Source organism: Acetobacter ghanensis (genome assembly GCF_001499675.1).
GTDB classification, from domain to species: domain Bacteria; phylum Pseudomonadota; class Alphaproteobacteria; order Acetobacterales; family Acetobacteraceae; genus Acetobacter; species Acetobacter ghanensis.
This window is the reverse complement of the sequence record NZ_LN609302.1, coordinates 304,777-326,163: the sequence shown is the minus strand read 5'-3', so window position 1 is coordinate 326,163 and position 21,387 is coordinate 304,777. Positions and strand designations below refer to the sequence as shown.

Genomic DNA, 21,387 nt, shown 5'->3' with positions numbered 1-21,387 from the left:
CAGCCCTGTTGAGTATTGCGAACCGCATCCTTTGCAGAAGCCGCGGTTGTTATGCGCTCACACCCTTTGATGCGCGTATAAACGGAGGGGCATATTGGCATGGGGTTGAAGCCTGACGAGTGTTATGGACATACGCCCCTATAGTGTGTGCCGCTTGTTCAGAAGCGGGGGATCGACAATATAGAGGGCAACAGCCCCGCCTTGCCAGCGGCGGAGCTTTGGTGGTCTGGAACAGATCAGGGTGGTTGCAGGCCCGGCAGGACGGCGGATGTCTGTTTTTTGTTTATCTTCCGCTCCGGAGTGTGCCGAATAAATGGATGCAAGTAATTTGACAGATGTTTTTCAGTATATGCAGTCCAGCGCAGACCTGCGCCATATGCTGATGCCTTGCTCCATTGTGCAGAACCCAACGTTTGAACGCCCCGTCTGTGTGCAGCCGGATGGTATGCTCCTATGCCAGCCCGGACCGGTGGAGCCTGCCAGAGCATGGTTTTCTGCCCGTCTGGCGCTGGAGGTTGCCGCCCTTGCCTGCGCCGCACCGCAGGATGCAGATCAGAATGGCCAGAAGCAGGCGCGCACATTGCTGGCGGCGGCAAGGGTAACGGCCCGTGCGTGGCGTCTGAGCCGGTTCTGCCAGACGCTCCGGCCCGTCGCACCGCCATGTACATGGGGGGATGTTATGGCGGAGGATGCCGTGCCATCTCCCACCCAACTGGCTGCTTGTGTAGCCGATGTGGCGCTGTATGTGGCTCCGGCCTTGCGCCCTGCCATTGTGGATGACCATGCCTTGCATGTGTGGGCCTGTGCTGTCTGGCCCGGTTTGCAGCCAGCAGAATGGCTGGTTATGCAAGGGGGGGACGAACGGCTGGACCCCGCCCGGCAAACTGGCCTCAACCGCTATGGCTGCCAGCCCTTCCCCCGTTATGGGGAGCTGGCTTTTTCCTCCTCTACCGCATCCACGCCTACATTGCCTGCAGCCCGGGCTATCCATCAGGCAAGTGTGCAGTTGGTCCGCCATGCTGTGGATGGGCAGGAGGGTACCGCCTGCCCCGTGCAGGAGACCAAGGCATTTCTGGCCTCTTTTTATCATATGGATGGGGTTGGCCGGGTGGTGCTGGCCCCATCGGGGACGGACTGCGCGTTGGCCGCGACGGCGCTTATGGGGATGGTCAGCCCACATATCACGACCATTCTGCCCGGTGTGGAGGAAACAGGCAGCGGGGTGCCGCTTGCCACGTGCGGCCGCCATTTTGCCTGCCGCACAGCCCGTGGTCAGGATGTGGCTAAAGGCTTCCCCATAGAGGGATTTCCGCAGGATGCGGAGCACATCGCCCTGCCGTTGCGGGGGGAGGGTGGAAGCCGTGTGGCGGACGAGGCCCTGTTTGCGGCCTGCCAGCAGCACATAACCCGTGCGGTGCAGGCTGGGCGGAGGGTGCTGCTGTACGTGCTTCATGTCTCCAAAACCGGGCAGTTGGTGTTGCCAGCCAGTCGGGTCCGGGCTTTGTGCGCGCTCTACCCCGGACAGGTGGATGTGTTGGTGGATGCCTGTCAGGCCCGGTTGCGGGCGGAGCAGGTGCGCCAGTATGTGGCTTTGGGCTGGGCGGTTATGGTCACGGGGTCCAAGTTTTTTACTGGCCCGCCCTTTAGTGGCGCGTTGCTGCTGCCGGATAGTTGGTTGAACAGGTTGCAGCAGGGGAGCCTGCCAACGGGTCTGGCGGCTTACGCCACACGGGCTGAATGGCCGGACATGCCCGCGACTCGCTGTCTGCCGGAGGGGATGAACGCTGGTCTGTTCCTGCGCTGGAGTGGTGCGCGGGCGGAAATGGCAGCCTTTGCCGCTGTGCCGGATGCGCAGAAATACGCTCGCCTGCACCAGTTTATGGTGCAGACCAAAGCCGCTCTGGTTGCGTGCCCTTTTGTCAGGCTTCTGCCGTCGGTTGACCTGCCTGCGCCACAGGGGGCGGGCGAGTGGGATAGTCTGCCCAGTATTTTTGCGTTTGTTGTGCTGGCGCATGGCGGGGCGCTGGATTTTGGGCAGACCAAACACCTCCACCGCTGGTTGCTGGAAGACCTTTCCGACCGTTTGCCCGCAGGTCTGTCAGAGGCGGAGCAGGCGCTTGCGGCGTTGCCCTGCCATGTTGGGCAACCCGTCTGCCTGACAACCGCACAGGCCGGGGCGGGTGGGCTTGGCGCACTCCGTGTTTCGGCCTCTGCCCGGCATGTTTCCGGCACGGAGGGGGCGGTGCTGGCTCCGCACCATTCCGTGGCGCGGGTGCTGGACAAACTGGGGTTGATCCTGCGGTTCTGGCCCCATCTGGTGCAGCCTGCCACCCCAAGGGGTACGCCGGTTCCTCCCGCTGTAGCAGCGTGTGCGCCCGGTCAGGGCAGGCAGGGCATTTCTTCTCTTGCGCTCCGGCAAAGCTGATTCCACAACAGTGGCATGAGCGAACACATGATTGCCGAAAAAGCCTCATCCTCTTCCCAGGATCATTTTCTGGATGGTCCCGACCTGCCTACCGGTATTACCCGCTTCTGGCTGATCCGCCACGCACTGGTGGAAGAAAATGCCCGTATGCGCATGTATGGCAGCATGGACGTGCCGCTCTGCCCCGAAAGTCTGATTGCCCAAAAGCCAATGTATCGGGCGCTGGCGGCCCGCCTGCCGCAGGATGCGCAGTGGTTCATAAGCCCGCTTTCTCGCACACGGCGCACCGCGCAGGCCATTGAGGAGGCCGGTTATGGCCCCCGCCAGCTTACGGTGGAGCCAGACCTGATCGAGCAGAATCTGGGAGCATGGCAGGGGCTGGAATATGATGACCTGCCCGCCCACCTGACCCTGCCGCCACACCCGTTCTGGCCTGTGGCAGCAAGTGATTGCCCCCCGGATGGGGAAAGTGTGATAGAAGTATGCAGCCGTGTTGGCCGCCTGCTGGACCGGCTGGCCCGCACTCATGCCGGGCGTAACATTGTGGCGGTGGCGCATGGCGGCGTTATTCGTGCGGCACTGGCCCATGCACTCCGAATTCATGCCGAGACAGCGCTTCATTTTTCGGTGCAGAATCTATCCCTGACCATTCTGGAGCGGCTGGATGCGGGCTGGCGGGTGGTTACGGTCAATGAGCTGCCGGGTATCTGACCCCGGCTGTTTTTGGCATTCAGGCACAATGACCGGATGGCCGTAGGGGCTGCCGGTTTTCCAATATGGATATTTCCCAGACGGAGGGCTTTGGTCCATGTCTTTCTCTCCCTCACACGCCGGGGCGCTGGCCGCGACAGACCAGTTGTTTTTTGCCCGCAATCAGGCCCAGCTTAGCCGGGACGAAGCCGAAAAGCTGACCCGCACGGCGCTGGATGGCATGGACGATGGCGAACTGTTCCTTGAATACCGTGAGAGCGAATCCATAGCACTGGATGACGGGGTTATCCGCTCGGCCTCCTTCAACACCAGCACGGGCTTTGGCCTGCGCGCAGTGCTGGGGGAAGAGACAGGCTTTGCCCATTCGGATGAGATGAGCCGCTCCTCCCTGCTACGTGCGTCCGATGCGGTCAGTGCCGTGCGTGCGGGCCGCTCGGGGGTTATGGCGCCTCCCCCACGCCCCACCAACCAGCGGCTTTACACGGATGCCAACCCGCTGGGGGATACCGATTTTGCTGCCCGCTCCGGCCTGCTCTCCAGCATAGATGCCTATGCTCGGGGCAAGGACTCGCGGGTGGTGCAGGTTATGGCCTCGCTCTCGGGCGAGTGGCAGGCCGTGCAGATCATCCGTGCAGATGGTGCGCGGGTTGCGGACCTGCGGCCACTGGTGCGGCTGAATGTGTCAGTCGTGGTGGAGCAGAACGGCAAGCGCGAGAGCGGGAGCCACGGCCTTGGCGGACGTTACGAGATTAACCGCCTGCTCAACGCGGAAACATGGCAAGGCGCGGTGGACGAAGCCCTGCGGCAGGCGCTTGTAGCGCTCGAGGCACAGGCCGCGCCAGCAGGGGAAATGGAAGTAGTGCTGGGTGCCGGCTGGCCCGGCATTCTGCTGCACGAAGCCGTGGGCCACGGGCTGGAAGGGGATTTTAACCGCAAGGGTACGTCCGTTTTTGCAGGGCGTATTGGCTCGCGCGTGGCGTCCCCCGGTGTGACTGTTATTGATGATGGCTCCATGCCCGACCGCCGTGGCAGCCTGACTATAGATGATGAAGGGACTCCCACAGGACGCACGGTGCTGATCGAGGATGGTATTCTCAAGGGGTATTTGCAGGACCGGCTGAATGCACGGCTCATGGGGGTTGCCCCCACGGGTAACGGCCGCCGCCAGTCCTACGCACATATGCCCCTGCCGCGCATGACCAACACCATCATGTTGCCGGGTAATGCCACCACGGAGGAGATGATCCGCTCGGTCAAGCGTGGGTTGTATGCCGTGCATTTTGGTGGCGGGCAGGTGGATATTACCTCGGGCAAGTTCGTGTTTGCGGCATCGGAGGCCTACCTGATCGAAAACGGGCGGGTTACGGCCCCGGTCAAAGGGGCAACGCTTATTGGTAGCGGGGCGGAGGCCATGACCCAGGTTTCCATGATCGGGAGCAATCTGGAGCTTGATCCGGGCATTGGCACCTGTGGCAAGGCCGGGCAGGGCGTGCCTGTAGGCGTTGGCCAGCCGACCCTTAAAATGACCGGGCTGACCGTGGGCGGCACGGCGTAAGGCCACCGCCAGCACTGTTGCTCGCCGTAGGCTGTTCCTGTTGAGTGCTCTCTCATGCTAGAGCGTGTGCCTTAGGTTCTGCCCGCCTGCTGCGGGCCGAGGATAGGGACAGGAAAATGGTCGAGAGCGGATTTCGGAGTTCTTTCATGCGCGAGGCCGCGGCACGCGGTTTCATTTTCCAGTGCACGGATGCACAGGCACTGGACGCACTTATGGAACGGGAGTCCATCTCGGCTTATATCGGCTTTGACCCCACGGCAGACAGCCTGCATGTGGGCGGGCTGATCCAGATTATGATGTTGCGCCTGCTGCAAAAGCATGGCCACCGCCCGATCGCCCTTGTTGGCGGCGGCACAGCCCGCATTGGTGACCCCTCCTTCCGCGAGGAAGCCCGCCGTCTGATGACGGATGACATTATTAAGACCAATCTGGCCGGAATAGAGGGCTGCCTGCGTCAGTTCCTCACCTTTGGTACGGAGGCGTCCGATGCCCTGCTGGTCAATAATGCCGACTGGCTGGACAAGCTGGCCTATATTGACCTGCTGCGCGATGTTGGGGTGCATTTTTCCATCAACCGTATGCTCTCCTTCGACTCCGTCAAGAATCGTCTGGAACGGGAGCAGGGGCTGACTTTTCTGGAGTTCAATTACTCTATCCTCCAGTCCTACGACTTCCGTGAACTCAGCCGTAAATATGGACTGGTGCTGCAACTGGGTGGGTCTGACCAGTGGGGCAATATTGTCTCAGGCGTGGAGCTGGTACGCAGGACGGACCAGAAAACCGTTATGGGCCTGACCACACCGCTGCTGACAACCGCCTCCGGGGCAAAAATGGGCAAGACCGCCAGTGGTGCTGTGTGGCTGTCCGAAAAGCGCTTGCCGGTGTTTGATTACTGGCAGTTCTGGCGCAACACGGAGGATGCGGATGTTGGACGCTTCCTGCGGTTGTTTACGGACCTGCCGCTGGAGGAATGTGCCCGGCTGGAAAGCCTACAGGGTGCTGAAATTAACGAAGCCAAAAAAGTGCTGGCGACCGAGGCCACAGCCCTATGCCACGGGCGCAAGGCCGCGCTTGCCGCCGCCGAGGCAGCCCGCCAGACGTTTGAGGAAGGGCGGGTAACCGCTGCTGACCTGCCGGTGCATGAGGTGGCCCAGCCTGCGCTGGCGGAAGGGATTCCCGTTTTCCGCCTGCTGGTGGAGGCTGGCCTCGCCAAAACCAATGGCGAGGCCCGGCGTTTGGTGCGTGGCGGCGGCGCACGCCTCAACAATGCCGTGATACAGGATGAAAATCGCCTGATTGTGGAACAAGATAGTGTGGACGGTGCCATCAGGCTCTCTGCTGGCAAAAAACATCATGTGCTGGTGAAGGTCGCTTCCTGACGGCAGGGTACCAGCAGGAGACCATAGGTATGAAACGTCTTGTGTGCAGTCTGGCTGCGCTGGCTTCCCTCACAACTCTGGCTGGGTGTGTTGGGCCCGGTCCGGGGCCGCGCCCGTATTACCCATACGGGTATGCAGGCCCAGGCCTGCGCTATGACGATTATTATGGGTATGGCGGTGGTGGTGGTTGGTATCGCTCCGGCCCTCGCCCCATGGGCAGGCCCGGCATGGGTCCCGGTCGGCCCGGTGGCGGCGGCGGTGGACGCCCCAGTGGTGGTGGCAGGCCGGGCGGTGGTTCGCCTGGCGGTCCCGGTGGACACGGCGGCGGTCCTGCTGGTGGTGGTGGCCATGGTGGCGGCCCCGGCGGGGGTGGTCCGGGTGGTGGCGGGGGCAGAGGTGGCCCACGCGGCTAACGGACTTCCGTCTATTTGCAAAAGGCCCCGTCATTGTGCGGGGCCTTTTTTATATGCGGTGTATGGGGTGGGGGCATAAGGCTCCCATGGCCCGGAAAGGCGCATAGCTTGCTGTTTCCGTTCCCCTAGCAGGGAGCAGAAATAAAGCGGAGTAGAGGATTTTATCCAAAAGGGGAGTTGCTGGTGCTGCTGGACAGGATTGAACTGTCGACCTCTCCCTTACCAAGGGAGTGCTCTACCACTGAGCTACAGCAGCACTGCTTGCGGGGTTCTAGCCGTTTGGGCCGATCACCGCAAGAGTGGGGGGAACAAAAAAAGACGAAAATTAATCGTCCCGATGCGTTTTTTCCATACGCTCGTGCTGTTCCTGCGCCTCAATAGACAAGGTTGCAATGGGCCGGGCTTCCAGACGTTTGAGACCGATGGGCTCTCCCGTTTCCTCGCAGTAGCCGTAGCTGCCGTTTTCAATCCGCTGAAGGGCGAGGTTGATCTTGCCAATCAGCTTGCGGGCGCGGTCACGGGTACGCAGTTCAAGCGCGCGGTCAGTCTCCACGCTTGCACGGTCCGTAATATCGGCTTCATGAATGCCGCCTTCGGAAAGGCTGGCCAGGGTATCCCCCGCCTCTTTCAAAAGATCAGCGCGCCATTTGAGCAGTTTCTGCCGGAAATATTCCGTCTGAAGAGGATTCATGAACTCTTCATCTTCTGACGGGCGATAATCAGGCGGTAAAGTAATCATGTCAGTCGTCAGCCTTTGCAATGACAGGAAGCCTGCCTTGAAAGAATGACGCGGCTTATAGCGGCATCATGCCCGTGCGCCAAGAATTTTATGCACAACCAAGCGAAGAAAAGCAGAAATTATCGGTCAATAAGATCAAGAAAAACTGATATTTGGAAAAAGTAATAAATAGAAATGATCGGATTATTGAAATTTTAATAAAATTCGAACAGCCCCGGATGCGTGACAAGTCCCAGCGTTTTGCTTGGGGTTCCGTGTGTGCGGACCAGAGGCGATGCTTGCAAAAAAGGGGCCGTATGGCAACGGCCCCTTGTGGTCTTGGCTGATAGGGATGAGCGCTTAGAACGGAATTTCGTCGTCCAGATCGCCACTGCCCGATGCGTCCCACCCGCCGGACGGTGCACCGCTACCACGCTGCGGGGCTGGCAGGCGGGAGGATGCGCCACCACCACCGCCATTGCCGTAATCTGCATTGCCACCGCTGGTGTTGTAGCCGCCGTAGCTGCTGCCACCATTGCCACCACCAAAACCGCCGCCACCTTCGCCTTCGCCGCCATTACGGCTGTCCAGCAGAACCAGCTCCCCACGGAAGCGGTCCACAATCACTTCGGTCGTGTAGCGTTCCTGCCCGCCCTGATCGGTCCATTTGCGGGTTTGCAGTGCGCCTTCAAGGTAAACCTTGCGGCCCTTGCGCAGGAAGCGTTCGGCCACATCGGCCAGACGGTCGTTAAAAATGACAACCCGGTGCCATTCCGTCCGTTCGCGTCGCTCGCCCGATGCGCGGTCGTTCCATGTGTCACTGGTGGCGAGAGAGAAGGACACAATCTTCTGGCCGCTCTGGCTGGAGCGGACTTCCGGGTCTTTGCCCAGATTGCCGACCAGAATGACTTTGTTAACGCTTCCAGCCATAGTTCTTTTTGCCTTCTTTAACCTGTGAGTTCGTTTTGTTCTGGTCTGTGTAGCGCAGCACGGGGGCCGCGGTCACCATATAATCAAGGACTCTTGCCTCTGGTTTTATGCCAGCCGCCAGATGGACAGGCGTGCGGCACCGTGCTGGCGTTCAGCCAGAAGGTCATGCGCGCAAGGGGGGGCATCTTCCGCTTCATCCGTAAAGGGCAGGGGTTCGTCCCGCCCTGTCTCAATAATGGCCACGGCGTTGGGGGCGATCCAGCCTTTTGCCTTCAGGGCCGCCAGTGCTTTGGTAGGCAGGCCTTTATGGTATGGCGGGTCCAGAAACAGCAGAGACGCCGGGGTAGCGCGGGCGGCTGGTGGGTTGGTGACATCACGCGGGTACACCGTGCAACGCTCACCCCACCCGCAGGCGTGAATGTTGGTGCGCAGCGCGGCAAGGGCGGAGCGGTCCGTTTCAAAAAAACAGCCTGCCGCCCCCCGCGGGAGAGGGCCTCCAGCCCCAGTGCGCCGGTGCCGGCAAAGGCGTCCAGCACATGCGCCCCGTCCAGCAAGGCCGGGCCACCCCACGGAGCATGGGCCAGTACGTCAAACAGGGCTTGCCGAACACGGTCCGCCGTGGGGCGTGTGGCGCTACCGGTGGGGGTGGCCAGCACCCGGCCTTTGCGCTCCCCCGCAATAATACGCACCATTAGCGGGCCTGACGGCGCGGTGTGTTGGCGGCTTTTTCTGGCGTTTTGGGCAACTGGTCCCGCAGCACACGGGGAGGAATTTCTTCCAGTTCACCCTTTTGCAGTGTGCCCAGAAGGAAGGGGCCGTAGCTGGTGCGGATCAGGCGGCTAACATGCAGGTTCAGTCCCGCCATAACCTTACGCACTTCGCGGTTCTTACCTTCCTTGAGGGAAACTGTGAGCCACGCATTGTCCCCCTTGCGCGAATCGAGAGTGGCCGTAATGGGCCCATAACGCACACCGTCCAGCACACAGCCGTGGGCGAGGGAGGCCAGACGGGCCTCGTCCACCACGCCAAACACGCGCACACGGTAGCGGCGCAGCCAGCCGTTGGAGGGCAGTTCCAGCGTGCGGGCCAGTTCTCCATCGTTGGTCAGCAGCAAAAGTCCTTCGCTGTTCAGGTCAAGCCGCCCGACGCTAATAACGCGAGGCATACCTTCTGGCAGGGAGGCAAAGACGGTTGGCCGTCCTTCCGGGTCCTTGTGGGTTGTGACCAGCCCGTCCGGCTTGTGGTAGCGCCACAGCCGTGTGCGTTCGGGGGCAGAAACCGGCTGGTTATCCACCAGAACAATATCGCCATCGGTGACAAAGGTTGCCGGGTGCGTAACAGCCTGACTGTTCAGCCTTACGCGTCCTTCCTCAATCATGCGCTCTGCATCGCGCCGGCTGGCCACCCCTGACCGTGCCAGCCACTTTGCAATGCGTTCTCCCCGCGCTTCCTGCGTCACGGCTGTTCTCCTGATGCCTGTATGAAGGCCTTGAAAAGAGTTCTGTCTGCCGGGTCTATGCCAAATTCCGGGTGCCATTGCACCCCAAGGCAGAAACGATGGTCCGGGTCTTCTATGCCTTCTATCACGCCATCTTCCGCAATGGCATTCACACGCCCCCGCCCGCAGGTATTTACGGCCTGATGGTGGGCGGAGTTAACGGCAATGCGTCTGGCGCCACCTGTTAGGCGGGACAGAAGGGTATGGGGCTGAATGTCCACCGCATGGCTGGCCTCATCCCGCGGGTTGGGCTGCTCATGGGGGAGGGCATTAGGGTATGTATCGGGGATATGCTGGATGAGTGTGCCGCCTAAGGCCACGGCCAAAAGCTGCATTCCCCCACATATGCCCAGTACGGGAATATCGCGTTCCAGAGCGGCGGCCAGCAAAGTGCTTTCCGCCCGCGTGCGGCGGGGCCGCAGGGTTACGCTGGGGTGGCGTTCAGATGCGCCATAAAGCATGGGGTCAATATCAAACGCGCCACCGGTGATGAGCAGCCCATCCAGCTTGGCCACGTATTCCGGGCCAAGTTGTGGGAACAGGGGTAATGCCACCGGTAAGCCACCTGCTGTTGCAACTGCACTCAGATAATTTTCACGCAGGGCATACCACGCAAAGCGGGAGTAACGCTCCGCCCCGCCATCTTCCAGATCAAGGGTAATGCCAATAACCGGGCGTTCTGCTGCCATAAGCCTGTGATCCTGCACGAAAAGCCATCAGAAAACTGGAACTCTTCTGTGTCAGGTGCCACAGGTGTCGGGAGTTTGCACCATTTCCCGTCTGGTTCTGTTCCAAAGCGGTGTAAAGAGCCGCTTACCGGGTCAGAAACGAGGGGATGTTATGCGGTATCATGTGGCTGCTGGCCATATGAATGGCACTCGGTGCTACGGATTCGCCAGGAAGCCTGTCTGCAAGAGCGAGACCAAATCCCATTGCAGCCGCGGCTAGAATGAAAGACAGAGAATGCATGGTTCCGACCTTTCCAGCCAAGAGTGTGGGACCAGTAAGCCAACCTTCGACCCTAATCACAGTTTGTTGCAAAACGGATCGTGGCAGCTTTAGGGCAGCATGGCAAAGTTGCAGTTTGGATTGCAAGAAAAATATGATGTTTTCGTTTTTTTAAGGTGTTCAAAAACAGGATAACAGCCGCAATGGCGCTGAAATGTTTTGTGATACGGCGGTGGGCATGACGGAGCATAACGGTCACAGGCCGGGGTGCGGAGGCATGGTGCTGGCCCTGCAGCAGGCGCGTATGGCCGCCACGCGGGGCGAGGTGCCGGTCGGGGCCGTGCTGCTGGATGCCCAAGGGAGTGTGCTGGCGCAGGCCGGTAACAGGGTAGAGGAATTGCAGGACCCTTCCGCCCATGCGGAAATGCTGGTCATGCGCGAGGCCGTGCGCCAGCGGCAGGGGCGCAGGCTGGCGGATTGCACCTTGGTTGTCTCGCTCGAACCGTGCCCCATGTGTGCTGCGGCCATGGCCCATTTCCGGGTCGGGCGGCTGGTGTTCGGCGCGTATGACCCCAAGGGAGGGGCCGTGGAGCATGGCCCCCGTCTGCCCTACCGGGCTGAGGCGCTGCACCGGCCTGATATTGTCGGTGGCGTGCGGGAGCAGGAGGCTGGCGACCTGCTTAAAACCTTTTTCCAGACCTTGCGGGCTGGTGGACGTTCCGATCCTGCATAAAAGCGGGCGTAAGAGCCTGCCTGAAGGCTTTTTTTTCTGGAAAAGAAACCATGTTAGCCTACAGGGCGTAAGGTGGCGCGGGTTCTGGTCAAACCGGGATCGCCCCAAACGTGTCCTGCTTGGGTAAAACAAGGAACAGTCAAGATCGTGATGTCGGAAAAATCTGTGACAAACGTTTGCAAGCGTGGCAGCCGCCGCAATTGGACCAAGGCCCTGCTCGCTAGCTGCATACTGGTTTCGGCCGCCGGACCATGGGCTGGCTCCCTGTCCTGGGCAGATACGTCCAGCATGATCAAGCCCAGTGGCCCCGCACAGCGGATTCCGGACTTTGTGGAGCTGGTCAAACAGGTCAAACCGGCCGTTGTCTCCATTACGTCCATGATCCGCTCTGACGCGATGGAAGGCGGGAACATGAGCATGGGCGGTGGTGGGCCGTTCCCGTTCCCCTTCCCGTTCCAGATGATGCCGCAGCCCTCCAAACAGCTGATTGAGGCGCGTGGGTCGGGCTTTGTCATTTCAGCCGATGGGTATGTCGTCACCAACAACCACGTGGTTAAAGGTGCGACCAAAGTGACCGTAACGCTGGATGACGGTACCACCCTGCCGGCCAAGGTGGTTGGCCGTGATGGCAAAACAGATCTGGCCCTGCTCAAGGTGACCACAACGCAGAAGCTGCCCTTTATCGAACTTGGCGAGTCGGATGATGTTCAGCCGGGTGAATGGGTCATTGCGGTTGGCAACCCCTACGGGCTGGGCGGCACGGTAACGGCGGGTATTGTTTCCGCCCGTGGGCGTGACATCAACGAAGGTCCGTACGACAACTTCATTCAGGTGGATGCTCCCATCAACCGTGGGAACTCCGGCGGTCCGCTCTTTACGCAGGATGGTAAGGTGGTGGGTGTAAACACCGCCATTCTCTCCCCATCGGGCGGTGGGTCCATTGGCATTGGCTTTGCTATTCCGTCGGATACGGTGCGCAGCGTTGTGGACCAGTTGCGCAAGACTGGCCACGTTGTGCGTGGCTACCTTGGGGTGAACGCGCAGGTTATTTCCCCCGTTATGGCCAGTGCGCTCAACCTGCCAGCGCCAGCTGTGGCGGGTGCGCCGCCGGCCGGTGCGCTGGTGGCCAGCGTCAGTCAGGATAGCCCGGCCGAAAAAGCCGGCCTGAAGGCTGAAGACGTGATTACCGACTTTAATGGCCAGAAAATTACCACACCGCATGATCTGGCCGTGCGTGTGGCCGCCGTGGCGCCGGGCACACAGGTGACCATCGGGTTTGTGCGTGCGGGCAAGGCCCAGACCGTAACAACCAAGATTGGCAACCTTGCCGGTGCAACGGGGGATGCGGGCAAAACCAGCAGCGCCGTTGGCGGGCAGCACCTTGGCATTGCGCTGGCCCCCCTCAACCGCGATACGCGCCAGCAGCTTGGCCTGTCGCAGGATGTGCATGGTGTTGTGGTGAGCGATGTTGAAGCCGGGTCCCCTGCGGATCAGGCAGGTATTCGCCCCGGAGACGTTATTCAGTCCGTGGGGAGCCAGCAGGTGGATACGCCCAAGGCGGCTGTAGCGCTTGTTAAGACGGCCATGGCAGCCAAAAAGCCGCTTCTGCTGCGTATTCTGCGTGAAGGGCAGTCCCTGTTCATCGCGATTTCGCCCGATGGCAGTACCGCAGGTGTGCCGACTGATAACGGTATAGGCGGGGATGACGACGACGGGGATAACTAATCCCCCTCAATTCGTGATCCGGCAGTAATTAAAGGGCTGGCTCCTGTGGAGTCGGCCCTTTTTCTATGGGGTTATTCCGCCTTCTGCCCAGAGGCTATGTTGGTCAGGGTCGGGACAGACAGAATACGAATACGGTGGTTTTCCGCGCTGGCAATCAGGTGGCTGCGGCGGAACGCGCTTATGGTCCGGCTGACGGTTTCAATGGTCAGGCCCAGATAATCGGCAATATCGACCCGCGTCATGGGAACAGAGGCCAGAGTCTCGGCTTCCTGCCGCCGGTTTGCGGTCTGATGGAAGGCCTTCATGCGGTCTAGCAGGAAGGAGGCGACCTTTTCCCGTGCGGTTTTGCGCCCCAGCAACAGCATCTGTTCCTGCGCTTCGGCCAGCTTGTCGGTCACGGCGGCCAGCAGGCGGCGTTCAAAGCTTGGGTAGTCGGTCAGCAGAGTCTCAAGCTGTGGGCGCATAAAGCGGCACAGGCGCACGTTATCTACTGTTTCCGCCCCAAAGGAGTAGGTCTGCGCCGTGCTTAGCCCCAAAAACTGGCCCGCATCGGCAAAGCCCGTAATCTGCCTGCGCCCATCGGGGAGGGATTTGAACAGTTTGACCGTGCCGCGCGTTACATTGAAGAAGGCAAGGGCTGGTTCCCCTTCCTCCACAATTGTGGTTCCCGGCGGCAGGAGTAATTGGCGGGAGGAGTGGGCAAGGGCGGCCAGTCCTTCCTCGTCCATACTGTTGCATAGGCTTCTGTTTCGGATGTCACACACAAGGCAACGCATGACATCCATATCCGCTTTGGAGGCGTGAGCCACACCGCCAAGGGGCGCAAAAGCTGATGTCCGGGAAGGAGATGTCATGCGATAAATCCAAAAAACCGTTTAGTATTAACCGGTTACGGTTTGTTATAACGGTTGGAGCAGTAACTGGCCGCTCCGCAACATTGAACTTTTGTTGACATAAATCAATCATGCTGTGGGATTATTTTAATTGCAGGACAGAACTGCAAGAAAGTCCAGCGCAACGCCTGTGGTCAAAATGACACAGGTTTGACACATCTTTTGCCAGTATGCCGCTGTCTTGATCTAAATCAAGGTTGTATCGGCGTGGGCATGGTCTTTCCCGCACAGAATTACAGTGCAGTGGAAGAGACAAATCACAATGGTCAAGTTCCGTTCCTTTCTGACAGCCACAGTGGCTGGTGTGGCCGCCCTGACCGGTGCGGCACAGGCGCAGACAGCAACCCCCAATGCTGCTTACGTTAATGCCCCGGTCATGAACCACATTCCTGATGCGCAGAAGCCTTCTGGCCATTGTGGTATTTTTGAAACCTGTGCCAGCACCAAAATCGGTCTGGGCAAGGGTGACATCATGGTCCGTCTGTCCGGCGTTGGCGTTCTGCCGCAGGATCGTGACAGCCGTGTGAACGTTGCTGGTGGCGCGTTCGGCAGTGGCACGCGTCTGAACGGCACGCACCTGTCCACCACCAACCAGGCCATGCCGGAACTGACGGTTGAATACTTCATCACCGACAACCTGTCTGTTGACCTGATTGCGACCAGCACCCACCACCGTGTGAATGCTGTTGGTGGTGCGCTTGCTGGCGTAACGCATAGCGAAGTAACGGATGTCGGTTCCGCTTGGGTGCTGCCTCCGACCCTGACTTTTGCTTGGCATTTCCGTCCGCACAAGCGCTTCAACCCTTACGTGGGTGTGGGTGTGACGGCTATGTGGTTCCACAACATGAGCGGTCGTACGCAGCCGCTGGGTCTGACCAAGCTTAACTCTGGCTTCACCGGTGGCCCGGCTGTTAACGTTGGTTTCGATTATCAGCTGGTTGGCAACTGGTTCTTCAATGCTGACGTCAAGCAGATGTTCGTTCGTATGCATGCTTGGGCCGAAAACCAGGGGGAAAGTCTTAAGGTCAGCGCCCACGAATCTCTGGACCCCACCGTGGTGTCCGCCGGTATTGCATACCGCTTCTGATCTAAGCTGATGAGCGCGGATTCAGTCTCTGACCTGGTTTCCCGCTACGGCGGGAACCTGCCGCGCTATACCAGTTACCCGACTGCCGCCAGTTTTTCGGAGGCGGTCGGGGCTCAGGATGTGGAAAACTGGTTGCGTACGCTACCAGTAGACCTGCCTGTTTCTCTTTATTTTCATGTTCCATTCTGTGATGAACTCTGTCGGTTTTGCGGGTGTACAACATCCGTCATGCGGCATGAGGATGGTCGCGTTGCCTATGGTGACCTGCTGCGCGAGGAAATGCGCCGGGTTGTTGCCTTAACGGGCGAGCAGCGCGTGGTGCATCACCTTCAGTTTGGCGGTGGCACCCCCACCACCCTTCCTGCTGCGTCCCTGCGGCAGCTTATGCGTGCGGTTCGCACGTTCTTCCGTTTTGCAGATCATGCCGAACTGGCTATGGAGATGGACCCGCGCCATGTGCCGCAGGGTTATCCCGCCTTGTTGGGAGATTTGGGGTTCAACCGGATCAGCCTTGGTGTGCAGGATCTGGACGAAAAGGTGCAGGAAGCCTGCGGACGCCACCAGTCCTTTGCGCAGACCCAAAGCTGTATCGAACAGGTGCGTGCGGCCGGGGTTACGGGTGTGAACATAGACCTGATCTATGGTTTGCCCTACCAGACGGTAGACAGCGTGGGCGAGACGGCACGGCAGATTGCCTCGCTCCGTCCAGACCGGCTGGCCGTGTTTGGTTATGCCCATATTCCATGGAAGCAGAAGCGCCAGAAACTTATTCCCGAGGCGGCTTTGCCATCTTCACCGGAGCGGCTGGCCCAGCGTGCGCAGATTGATGCGGTTTTGCAGGCAGAAGGTTATCAGGCCATCGGGTTGGACCATTACGCCTTACCGGATGATGCCTTGGCCAAAGCGGCCCGCGCAGGCACCCTTCACCGGAATTTCCAAGGCTACACAACCGATTCCTGCCCTGTACTGCTGGGGATGGGGGCTTCGGCCATTTCCATGACACCATCAGGGTTCGCACAGAATATTCCGACTGTTGCCAGTTATGCGCGGTCACTGGCCGATTCGGCAGAGTTGCCGGTTATGCGCGGTGTGGCCTGTACGGCGGATGATCGGTGCCGTGGGGCCATTATCGAACGTATTATGTGCGATCTGGCGGTTGACCTGAGTGCGAACTATATTCCCGGTAACCCCGGCCCAGATGGGTTTGCGGAAGAACTGGCCAGCCTGAACCGCTTTGAGCGTGACGGGCTGATTACACGGGATGGAAGCCGCATTGCAGTCACGGAAAAAGGGCGTCCGTTCCTGCGGAATGTTGCGGCCGTTTTTGATACCAGAAAAAAAGAACTGGCTGCCGCAAGTGCAGGAAAAACACCAACCCCCCGTTTTTCTGGCGCGTTGTAAAATAGATCGTTAAAATTGGCATTTCTGCCATGCAACTTGATCATCCTGTTGTTTTGGCGCATGGAAGAAAAGCTTCCGGGCCGCAGAGGCTATGCTGAAAAACTCCAGCATCTCTGGTTCCCAAGACCCTCTTTTGTTTAAGCGGAAGGATCGGACATCATGCGTCCTGATGCTCCTTTGCCCGGTCAGGCCGGTCATTTTTCTTTGCCGGACAGGCTGGCCCATATTCCTGCGGCCACATATCCGTTCCCACACTGGATGCTGGATAACGTGCTGGAACCCGCTGCCTGCGAGGCCTTGCTGGAATGGAATCCGGGCGATGCGGCCATTGCCGGAGATGTTGGGGGACGGCGGGAAACGCGTAATGCCTACCGGGTTTTTGTGGACCCGGCGGCCCGTGCAAGGGATGCCCGGCTGGACCGTATGGCCCAGTTGATGGATTCCGAACCAATGCGCCAAACATTCGAGAGCGTGTGCAAAAGCCCGCTGGATGAGGCCGCACTCAGGCTGGAGTTGTGTCTGGATACGGATGGATTCTGGCTTGAACCCCATACCGATATCGGGGCCAAAAAGCTGACATTGCTGATCTCCCTTTCCACTGGAGAGGATGCGGGGCAATGGGGCACGGATCTGATGACGCCACAGGGCGAATCTGTTGCGCGGGCGTCTGGCGTATTCAATTCCGGGGTGCTGTTCATCCCATCAGACAAGACATGGCACGGTTTTGTGCAGCGCCCGATCCGGGGTACGCGGCGGACCCTGATCGTGAATTTTGTCGATAAGAACTGGCGTGCCGTGCACGAACTGGCATTTGGGCCACGTATGGCCCGCTCCTGACCTTTCCTGTTTGGCGGAAAAGGCGCAAAACGGGCCGGGGAGCCCGTTTTTTGCAATTCTGTGACAAATCGGGTTTAGGAAAGCTACAGAAATTTCAACGGGGATAAAACGGGAATGAGTGAACCTGTGCGTGAGTCGATGGAGTTCGATGTCGTCATTGTTGGCGGTGGTCCCGCCGGACTGGCTGCCGCCATTCGCCTGCGCCAGCTTTCGCCACAGACCAGTGTCTGCCTGATTGAAAAAGGGAGCGAGATCGGGGCGCATATTGTGTCCGGCGCTGTGATCGAACCGCGCGCTCTGGCCGAACTGCTGCCAGACTGGCGCGAACGCGGTGCACCGCTGGATACGCCTGTAACGGCGGAAGACATGTTCTACCTGACCGAAACAGGCAGCATCCGCGTACCTATGCTCGACAAGGTCATGCCGCACATGGCCAACCACGGGAACTATATTGTCAGTCTGGGCGAAGTCTGCCGCTGGTTGGCTGTGCAGGCCGAGGAACTGGGGGTGGAAATCTACCCCGGTTTTGCTGGCTCCGAAGTGCTGATCGAACGCAACCGCGTGGTGGGTGTGGCTACGGGGGACATGGGTGTGGGGCGTGATGGCAAGCCCGGCCCCAACTACCAGCAGGGCATGGAACTGCGCGGGCGTTATACGCTGTTTGCAGAAGGGTGCCGTGGTTCGCTGACCAAACAGGTCATGGCCCACTACGACCTGCGCAAGGGTGTGGACCCGCAGACCTATGGCCTTGGCATTAAGGAAGTGTGGGAAATTCCCGCCGAAAACCATCGCCCCGGTCTGGTGCAGCACAGCTTTGGCTGGCCGCTGGATGACAAGACGTATGGCGGCGCATGGCTTTACCATTTTGGCGAAAACCTGGTGTCCTACGGCTTTGTTGTCGGGTTGGATTACGCCAATACATGGCTCTCTCCGTTTGATGAAATGCAGCGCGTCAAGCTGCATCCGGCTTTCCGCCAGCATCTGGAAGGTGGGCGTCGTATTTCCTACGGCGCGCGTGCTCTGTCCGAGGGCGGGTTGCAGTCCATCCCGCGTCTGACCTTCCCCGGTGGTGCGCTGATCGGGGATTCGGCAGGGTTTTTGAACGTGCCCAAGATCAAGGGCACGCATACATCCATGAAGTCGGGCATGCTGGCGGCAGAAGCCGTTGTGGACGCCATGAAGACCGACCGGGTCGAACCCGGTTCCTTTACGGAAAAAGTCCGGCGCTCCTGGTTGTGGCAGGAACTGCGCACGGCGCGTAACATTCGCCCGGCATTTGCCCGGTTTGGGGCCAAAGTGGGCGCCGTTTACGCGGGGCTGGATGCCATGCTGCTGCGTGGGCGCGCACCGTGGACGTTGCATTTCGAGCATCAGGATAACGAGACCCTGCGCCCGGCCCAACTGTGTGCAAAACCGTTTTATCCCAAGCCCGATGGCAAGCTGACGTTTGACCGTTTGTCCTCCGTCTTCCTGTCCGCGACCAACCATGAGGAAGATCAGCCGGTGCACCTGCGGCTGAAAAATCCGTCTCTGTGGAAAACGGTCAACTGGGATGTGTTCCGCGCACCAGAGGCACGTTACTGCCCGGCAGGTGTGTATGAAGTGGCGGACGAGCACACCGTGCCGCATCTGCAAATCAATGCCCAGAACTGCGTGCATTGCAAAACATGCGATATCAAGGACCCCACCCAGAATATCGATTGGACCACGCCAGAAGGGGGTGGTGGACCCAATTATCCGGCTGGTATGTGAATTTCGGTCAAAGTACGATAAAGCGTCGTCCGAACCATCCTGCGTCTGCAAGCGAAAGAAGTCATGAAGATACTCGTACCTGTAAAGCGGGTTGTTGATTACAACATCAAACCGCGCGTCAAGGCGGATGGCAGCGGAGTGGAAACCGCTGGCGTCAAGATGTCCATGAACCCGTTTGACGAAATTGCGGTTGAGGAAGCCGTGCGCCTGCGTGAAAAAGGTGCTGCTTCCGAGGTCGTGGTTGTGTCCATTGGTGTGCAGCAGGCGCAGGATACCCTGCGTACCGCCATGGCCATGGGCGCTGACCGGGCCATTCTGGTGCTGACGGAAGAAAGCCCCGAACCGCTTGCCGTTGCCAAAGTGCTTAAAAAGCTGGTCGAAAAAGAAGGCCCCTCTCTGGTTGTGCTGGGTAAGCAGGCCATTGATGACGACATGAATGCAACAGGCCAGATGCTGGCCGGTTTGCTGGGTTGGGGTCAGGGCACTTTTGCCAGCAAGGTGGAAGTGGTTGATGGTCGCGTGAATGTCAGCCGTGAAATTGATGGCGGGACGGAGCAGGTCTCTCTGGCTCTGCCGGCTATTGTAACGGCTGACCTGCGTCTGAACGAACCGCGCTACGCCTCCCTGCCGAACATTATGAAGGCCAAGAAAAAGCCGCTGGAAACCATTCCCGCTGCTGATCTGGGCGTTGATATGGCTCCACGTCTGACGGTTGTTTCCGTTGCTGAACCGGCGGAACGCAAGGCCGGTATCAAGGTTGGCTCCGCTGCGGAGCTGGTGGAAAAACTGCGTAACGAAGCGAAGGTGATCTGAACATGACCGCTCTTGTTCTTCTGGATCATGAAGGCGGCCAGATCAGAAAGGCAGCCCTTTCTGCTGTAACCGCTGCTACCCGTCTGGGTGATGTACATGTGCTGGTGACCGGCGATGCTGCTCTGGCACAGGCTGCAAGCCAGATTGCTGGCGTGTCCAAGGTGCTTCATGCGGCAGATGCGCGTTATGCGCATGAACTGGCCGAGCCTCTGGCGGCACTTCTGGTCTCCCTTGCCGGCAGCTACGACCACATTGTGGCTGCTGCTGGTGCCACGGGTAAAAACGTGCTGCCGCGTGCGGCTGCCCTGCTGGACGTGCAGCCCATCCCCGATGTGGTGAGCATTGTGGACGCGCAGACTTTTGTTCGCCCGATTTATGCAGGTAACGCGCTGGCCACGGTCCGCTCTTCCGATGCCAAAAAAGTGCTGACCGTGCGGAGCTCGTCCTTTGATGCCGCACCGGCCGAAGGTGGCAGCGCCCCGGTTGAGGCCGTGGCAGCGGTGGATAGCCCTGACGTGTCCCGTTTTGAGGCCGTGCAGCTGTCCGACTCCGCTCGTCCCGATCTGGAATCGGCCCGCGTTGTGGTGTCTGGTGGGCGCGGCATGGGTAGCGAGGAAAAATTCCACGCGCTTGACCCGCTGGCCGACGCACTTGGTGCGGCTGTTGGTGCTTCCCGCGCAGCAGTTGATTCCGGTTTTGTGCCCAACGAATTGCAGGTTGGTCAGACCGGCAAGATTGTGGCGCCGGAACTGTACATGGCGTTCGGGATTTCCGGCGCAATCCAGCATCTGGCAGGCATGAAGGACAGCCGCGTGATTGTGGCTGTGAACAAGGACCCAGAAGCCCCCATCTTCCAGGTGGCGGATTACGGCATTGTGGGCGATCTGTTTGAAGTCGTGCCGCAGATGGTGGACGAACTGAAGAAGTAAGTCATACCAGCGTCTGCGTTAGAAGGCCCGTAAGCCCTGTGGCATACGGGCCTTTTTTGTGGGGTTATTGTGTGCCGTAAGCGGCCATAAAGACCTGAACAGCGGCATGAATAACCTTGTCTTCCTCCTCAGTATTGTTTTCGGGGTTGAGGTTGAAGCGTCTGAGATGGGCGATGCGCGTCTGGCAGAGTGAAAAAAACTGTTCAGCCGCAAAGACCGGGTCGTCCGTTTTGAGTGTGCCATTGGCTTCCTGCTCCCGTATCCAGTTAGCCAGTGTCGCAATGGCGACTCGGGGGCCATTCTCCCAGAACACTGCACCAAGTTGTGGAAAGCGCGGCGCTTCGGACACAATAATCCGGTAGAGCATCAGGCTATCGGGCTGCGTAATCAGCCGCACCATGGCGCGGGCCACGGCGGTCAGGATTTCCCGCGGGGGCGAATCCTCCCGCACTGGGGCTAGAGCCACAGGGAGCTTCTCTCGGCAGCACTGCTCTACAAACGCGGCAAACAGATCGGCCTTGTTGGCAAAGTAGTTATACAGCGTTCCCTTGGACACGGCAGCCTGCCGCGCAATGGCGGACATGCTTGCGCCCTCGTAGCCATGCTCGGCAAAAACCGCGCTGGCGCCAGTCAGAATCTG

Annotated in this window: 19 protein-coding genes, 1 tRNA gene and 1 pseudogene (1 of these 21 only partly in view); 13 read left to right on the top strand and 8 right to left on the bottom strand. The window is 59.6% G+C overall.

Features of this window, described 5'->3' with window-relative positions:
• The first annotated feature begins 349 nt into the window (after window positions 1-349).
• The 5 genes from AGA_RS01555 (at window position 350) to AGA_RS01535 (ending at window position 6,483) form a co-directional block, all read left to right on the top strand.
• Window positions 350-2,425 (top strand): GMP reductase, encoded by a 2,076-nt coding sequence (locus tag AGA_RS01555; RefSeq protein WP_231945891.1) that lies wholly within the window; start codon window positions 350-352, stop codon window positions 2,423-2,425.
• A 15-nt stretch (window positions 2,426-2,440) separates the two neighbouring features.
• On the top strand, window positions 2,441-3,136 hold the full coding sequence (locus AGA_RS01550; RefSeq protein ID WP_059022700.1) for a histidine phosphatase family protein: 696 nt from the start codon (window positions 2,441-2,443) through the stop codon (window positions 3,134-3,136).
• Between the two features lie 97 nt (window positions 3,137-3,233).
• Window positions 3,234-4,691 (top strand): metalloprotease TldD, encoded by a 1,458-nt coding sequence (gene tldD / locus AGA_RS01545; RefSeq protein WP_059022699.1) that lies wholly within the window; start codon window positions 3,234-3,236, stop codon window positions 4,689-4,691.
• A 116-nt stretch (window positions 4,692-4,807) separates the two neighbouring features.
• Window positions 4,808-6,070 (top strand): tyrosine--tRNA ligase, encoded by a 1,263-nt coding sequence (gene tyrS / locus AGA_RS01540; protein WP_059022698.1) that lies wholly within the window; start codon window positions 4,808-4,810, stop codon window positions 6,068-6,070.
• Window positions 6,071-6,099: 29 nt separating this feature from the next.
• Entirely contained in the window at window positions 6,100-6,483 is a 384-nt protein-coding gene (locus AGA_RS01535) for a hypothetical protein (protein WP_083503503.1), read from the top strand.
• A 181-nt stretch (window positions 6,484-6,664) separates the two neighbouring features.
• Here AGA_RS01535 and AGA_RS01530 read toward each other — a convergent pair.
• From AGA_RS01530 to AGA_RS01505, 6 genes and pseudogenes are all read right to left on the bottom strand, one after another.
• Window positions 6,665-6,739 (bottom strand) — tRNA-Thr (locus AGA_RS01530).
• Window positions 6,740-6,808: 69 nt separating this feature from the next.
• Window positions 6,809-7,222: an RNA polymerase-binding protein DksA gene (gene dksA / locus AGA_RS01525; protein WP_059022696.1), complete on the bottom strand. Its 414-nt coding sequence runs from the start codon at window positions 7,220-7,222 to the stop codon at window positions 6,809-6,811.
• 339 nt (window positions 7,223-7,561) lie between these two features.
• On the bottom strand, window positions 7,562-8,131 hold the full coding sequence (gene ssb / locus AGA_RS01520) for a single-stranded DNA-binding protein (protein WP_059022695.1): 570 nt from the start codon (window positions 8,129-8,131) through the stop codon (window positions 7,562-7,564).
• 105 nt (window positions 8,132-8,236) lie between these two features.
• Window positions 8,237-8,823: pseudogene (rsmD, locus tag AGA_RS01515) on the bottom strand (16S rRNA (guanine(966)-N(2))-methyltransferase RsmD).
• The gene (locus AGA_RS01510) at window positions 8,823-9,590 is read right to left on the bottom strand and encodes a pseudouridine synthase (RefSeq protein ID WP_059022694.1); all 768 of its coding nucleotides are present in this window, start codon (window positions 9,588-9,590) and stop codon (window positions 8,823-8,825) included. The pseudogene rsmD and the gene AGA_RS01510 overlap by 1 nt, the downstream one beginning before the upstream one ends.
• Window positions 9,587-10,318, bottom strand: a complete 732-nt coding sequence (locus tag AGA_RS01505; protein ID WP_059022693.1) for a gamma-glutamyl-gamma-aminobutyrate hydrolase family protein — start codon at window positions 10,316-10,318, stop codon at window positions 9,587-9,589. Before AGA_RS01505 ends, AGA_RS01510 begins: the two co-directional genes overlap by 4 nt.
• A gap of 497 nt (window positions 10,319-10,815) precedes the next feature.
• On the opposite strand from AGA_RS01505, the gene AGA_RS01500 reads away from it, so the two are divergent.
• Entirely contained in the window at window positions 10,816-11,310 is a 495-nt protein-coding gene (locus AGA_RS01500; protein WP_059024573.1) for a nucleoside deaminase, read from the top strand.
• A gap of 150 nt (window positions 11,311-11,460) precedes the next feature.
• Window positions 11,461-13,035 carry a Do family serine endopeptidase gene (locus tag AGA_RS01495; protein ID WP_059022692.1) on the top strand — a complete coding sequence of 525 codons (1,575 nt, stop codon included), beginning with the start codon at window positions 11,461-11,463 and terminating at the stop codon, window positions 13,033-13,035.
• Between the two features lie 71 nt (window positions 13,036-13,106).
• Here the strand turns inward: AGA_RS01495 and AGA_RS01490 are convergent, their stop codons facing one another.
• Entirely contained in the window at window positions 13,107-13,889 is a 783-nt protein-coding gene (locus tag AGA_RS01490; RefSeq protein WP_231945890.1) for a Crp/Fnr family transcriptional regulator, read from the bottom strand.
• 301 nt (window positions 13,890-14,190) lie between these two features.
• On the opposite strand from AGA_RS01490, the gene AGA_RS01485 reads away from it, so the two are divergent.
• The 6 genes from AGA_RS01485 to AGA_RS01460 all read left to right on the top strand — a co-directional run bounded on the left by AGA_RS01485 (window position 14,191) and on the right by AGA_RS01460 (window position 20,747).
• Entirely contained in the window at window positions 14,191-15,015 is an 825-nt protein-coding gene (locus AGA_RS01485; protein WP_059022691.1) for an OmpW/AlkL family protein, read from the top strand.
• Window positions 15,016-15,024: 9 nt separating this feature from the next.
• Window positions 15,025-16,416: an oxygen-independent coproporphyrinogen III oxidase gene (gene hemN, locus AGA_RS01480; protein WP_059022690.1), complete on the top strand. Its 1,392-nt coding sequence runs from the start codon at window positions 15,025-15,027 to the stop codon at window positions 16,414-16,416.
• 159 nt (window positions 16,417-16,575) lie between these two features.
• Window positions 16,576-17,253, top strand: coding sequence for a 2OG-Fe(II) oxygenase (locus tag AGA_RS01475; RefSeq protein ID WP_059022689.1), 678 nt, complete (start codon window positions 16,576-16,578; stop codon window positions 17,251-17,253).
• 114 nt (window positions 17,254-17,367) lie between these two features.
• Entirely contained in the window at window positions 17,368-19,005 is a 1,638-nt protein-coding gene (locus AGA_RS01470; protein WP_059022688.1) for an electron transfer flavoprotein-ubiquinone oxidoreductase, read from the top strand.
• 63 nt (window positions 19,006-19,068) lie between these two features.
• A complete protein-coding gene (locus AGA_RS01465; protein ID WP_059022687.1) occupies window positions 19,069-19,818 on the top strand; it encodes an electron transfer flavoprotein subunit beta/FixA family protein in 750 nt (249 codons plus the stop codon).
• A 2-nt stretch (window positions 19,819-19,820) separates the two neighbouring features.
• Window positions 19,821-20,747 (top strand): FAD-binding protein, encoded by a 927-nt coding sequence (locus AGA_RS01460; RefSeq protein ID WP_059022686.1) that lies wholly within the window; start codon window positions 19,821-19,823, stop codon window positions 20,745-20,747.
• A 64-nt stretch (window positions 20,748-20,811) separates the two neighbouring features.
• Here the strand turns inward: AGA_RS01460 and AGA_RS01455 are convergent, their stop codons facing one another.
• A protein-coding gene (locus AGA_RS01455) for a TetR/AcrR family transcriptional regulator (protein WP_231945889.1) crosses the window boundary here: on the bottom strand, window positions 20,812-21,387 show its 3' portion. 27 nt of this gene lie beyond the right edge of the window; 576 of the gene's 603 nt are visible here — the last part of the coding sequence; the start codon falls outside the window, past its right edge; it ends in the stop codon at window positions 20,812-20,814.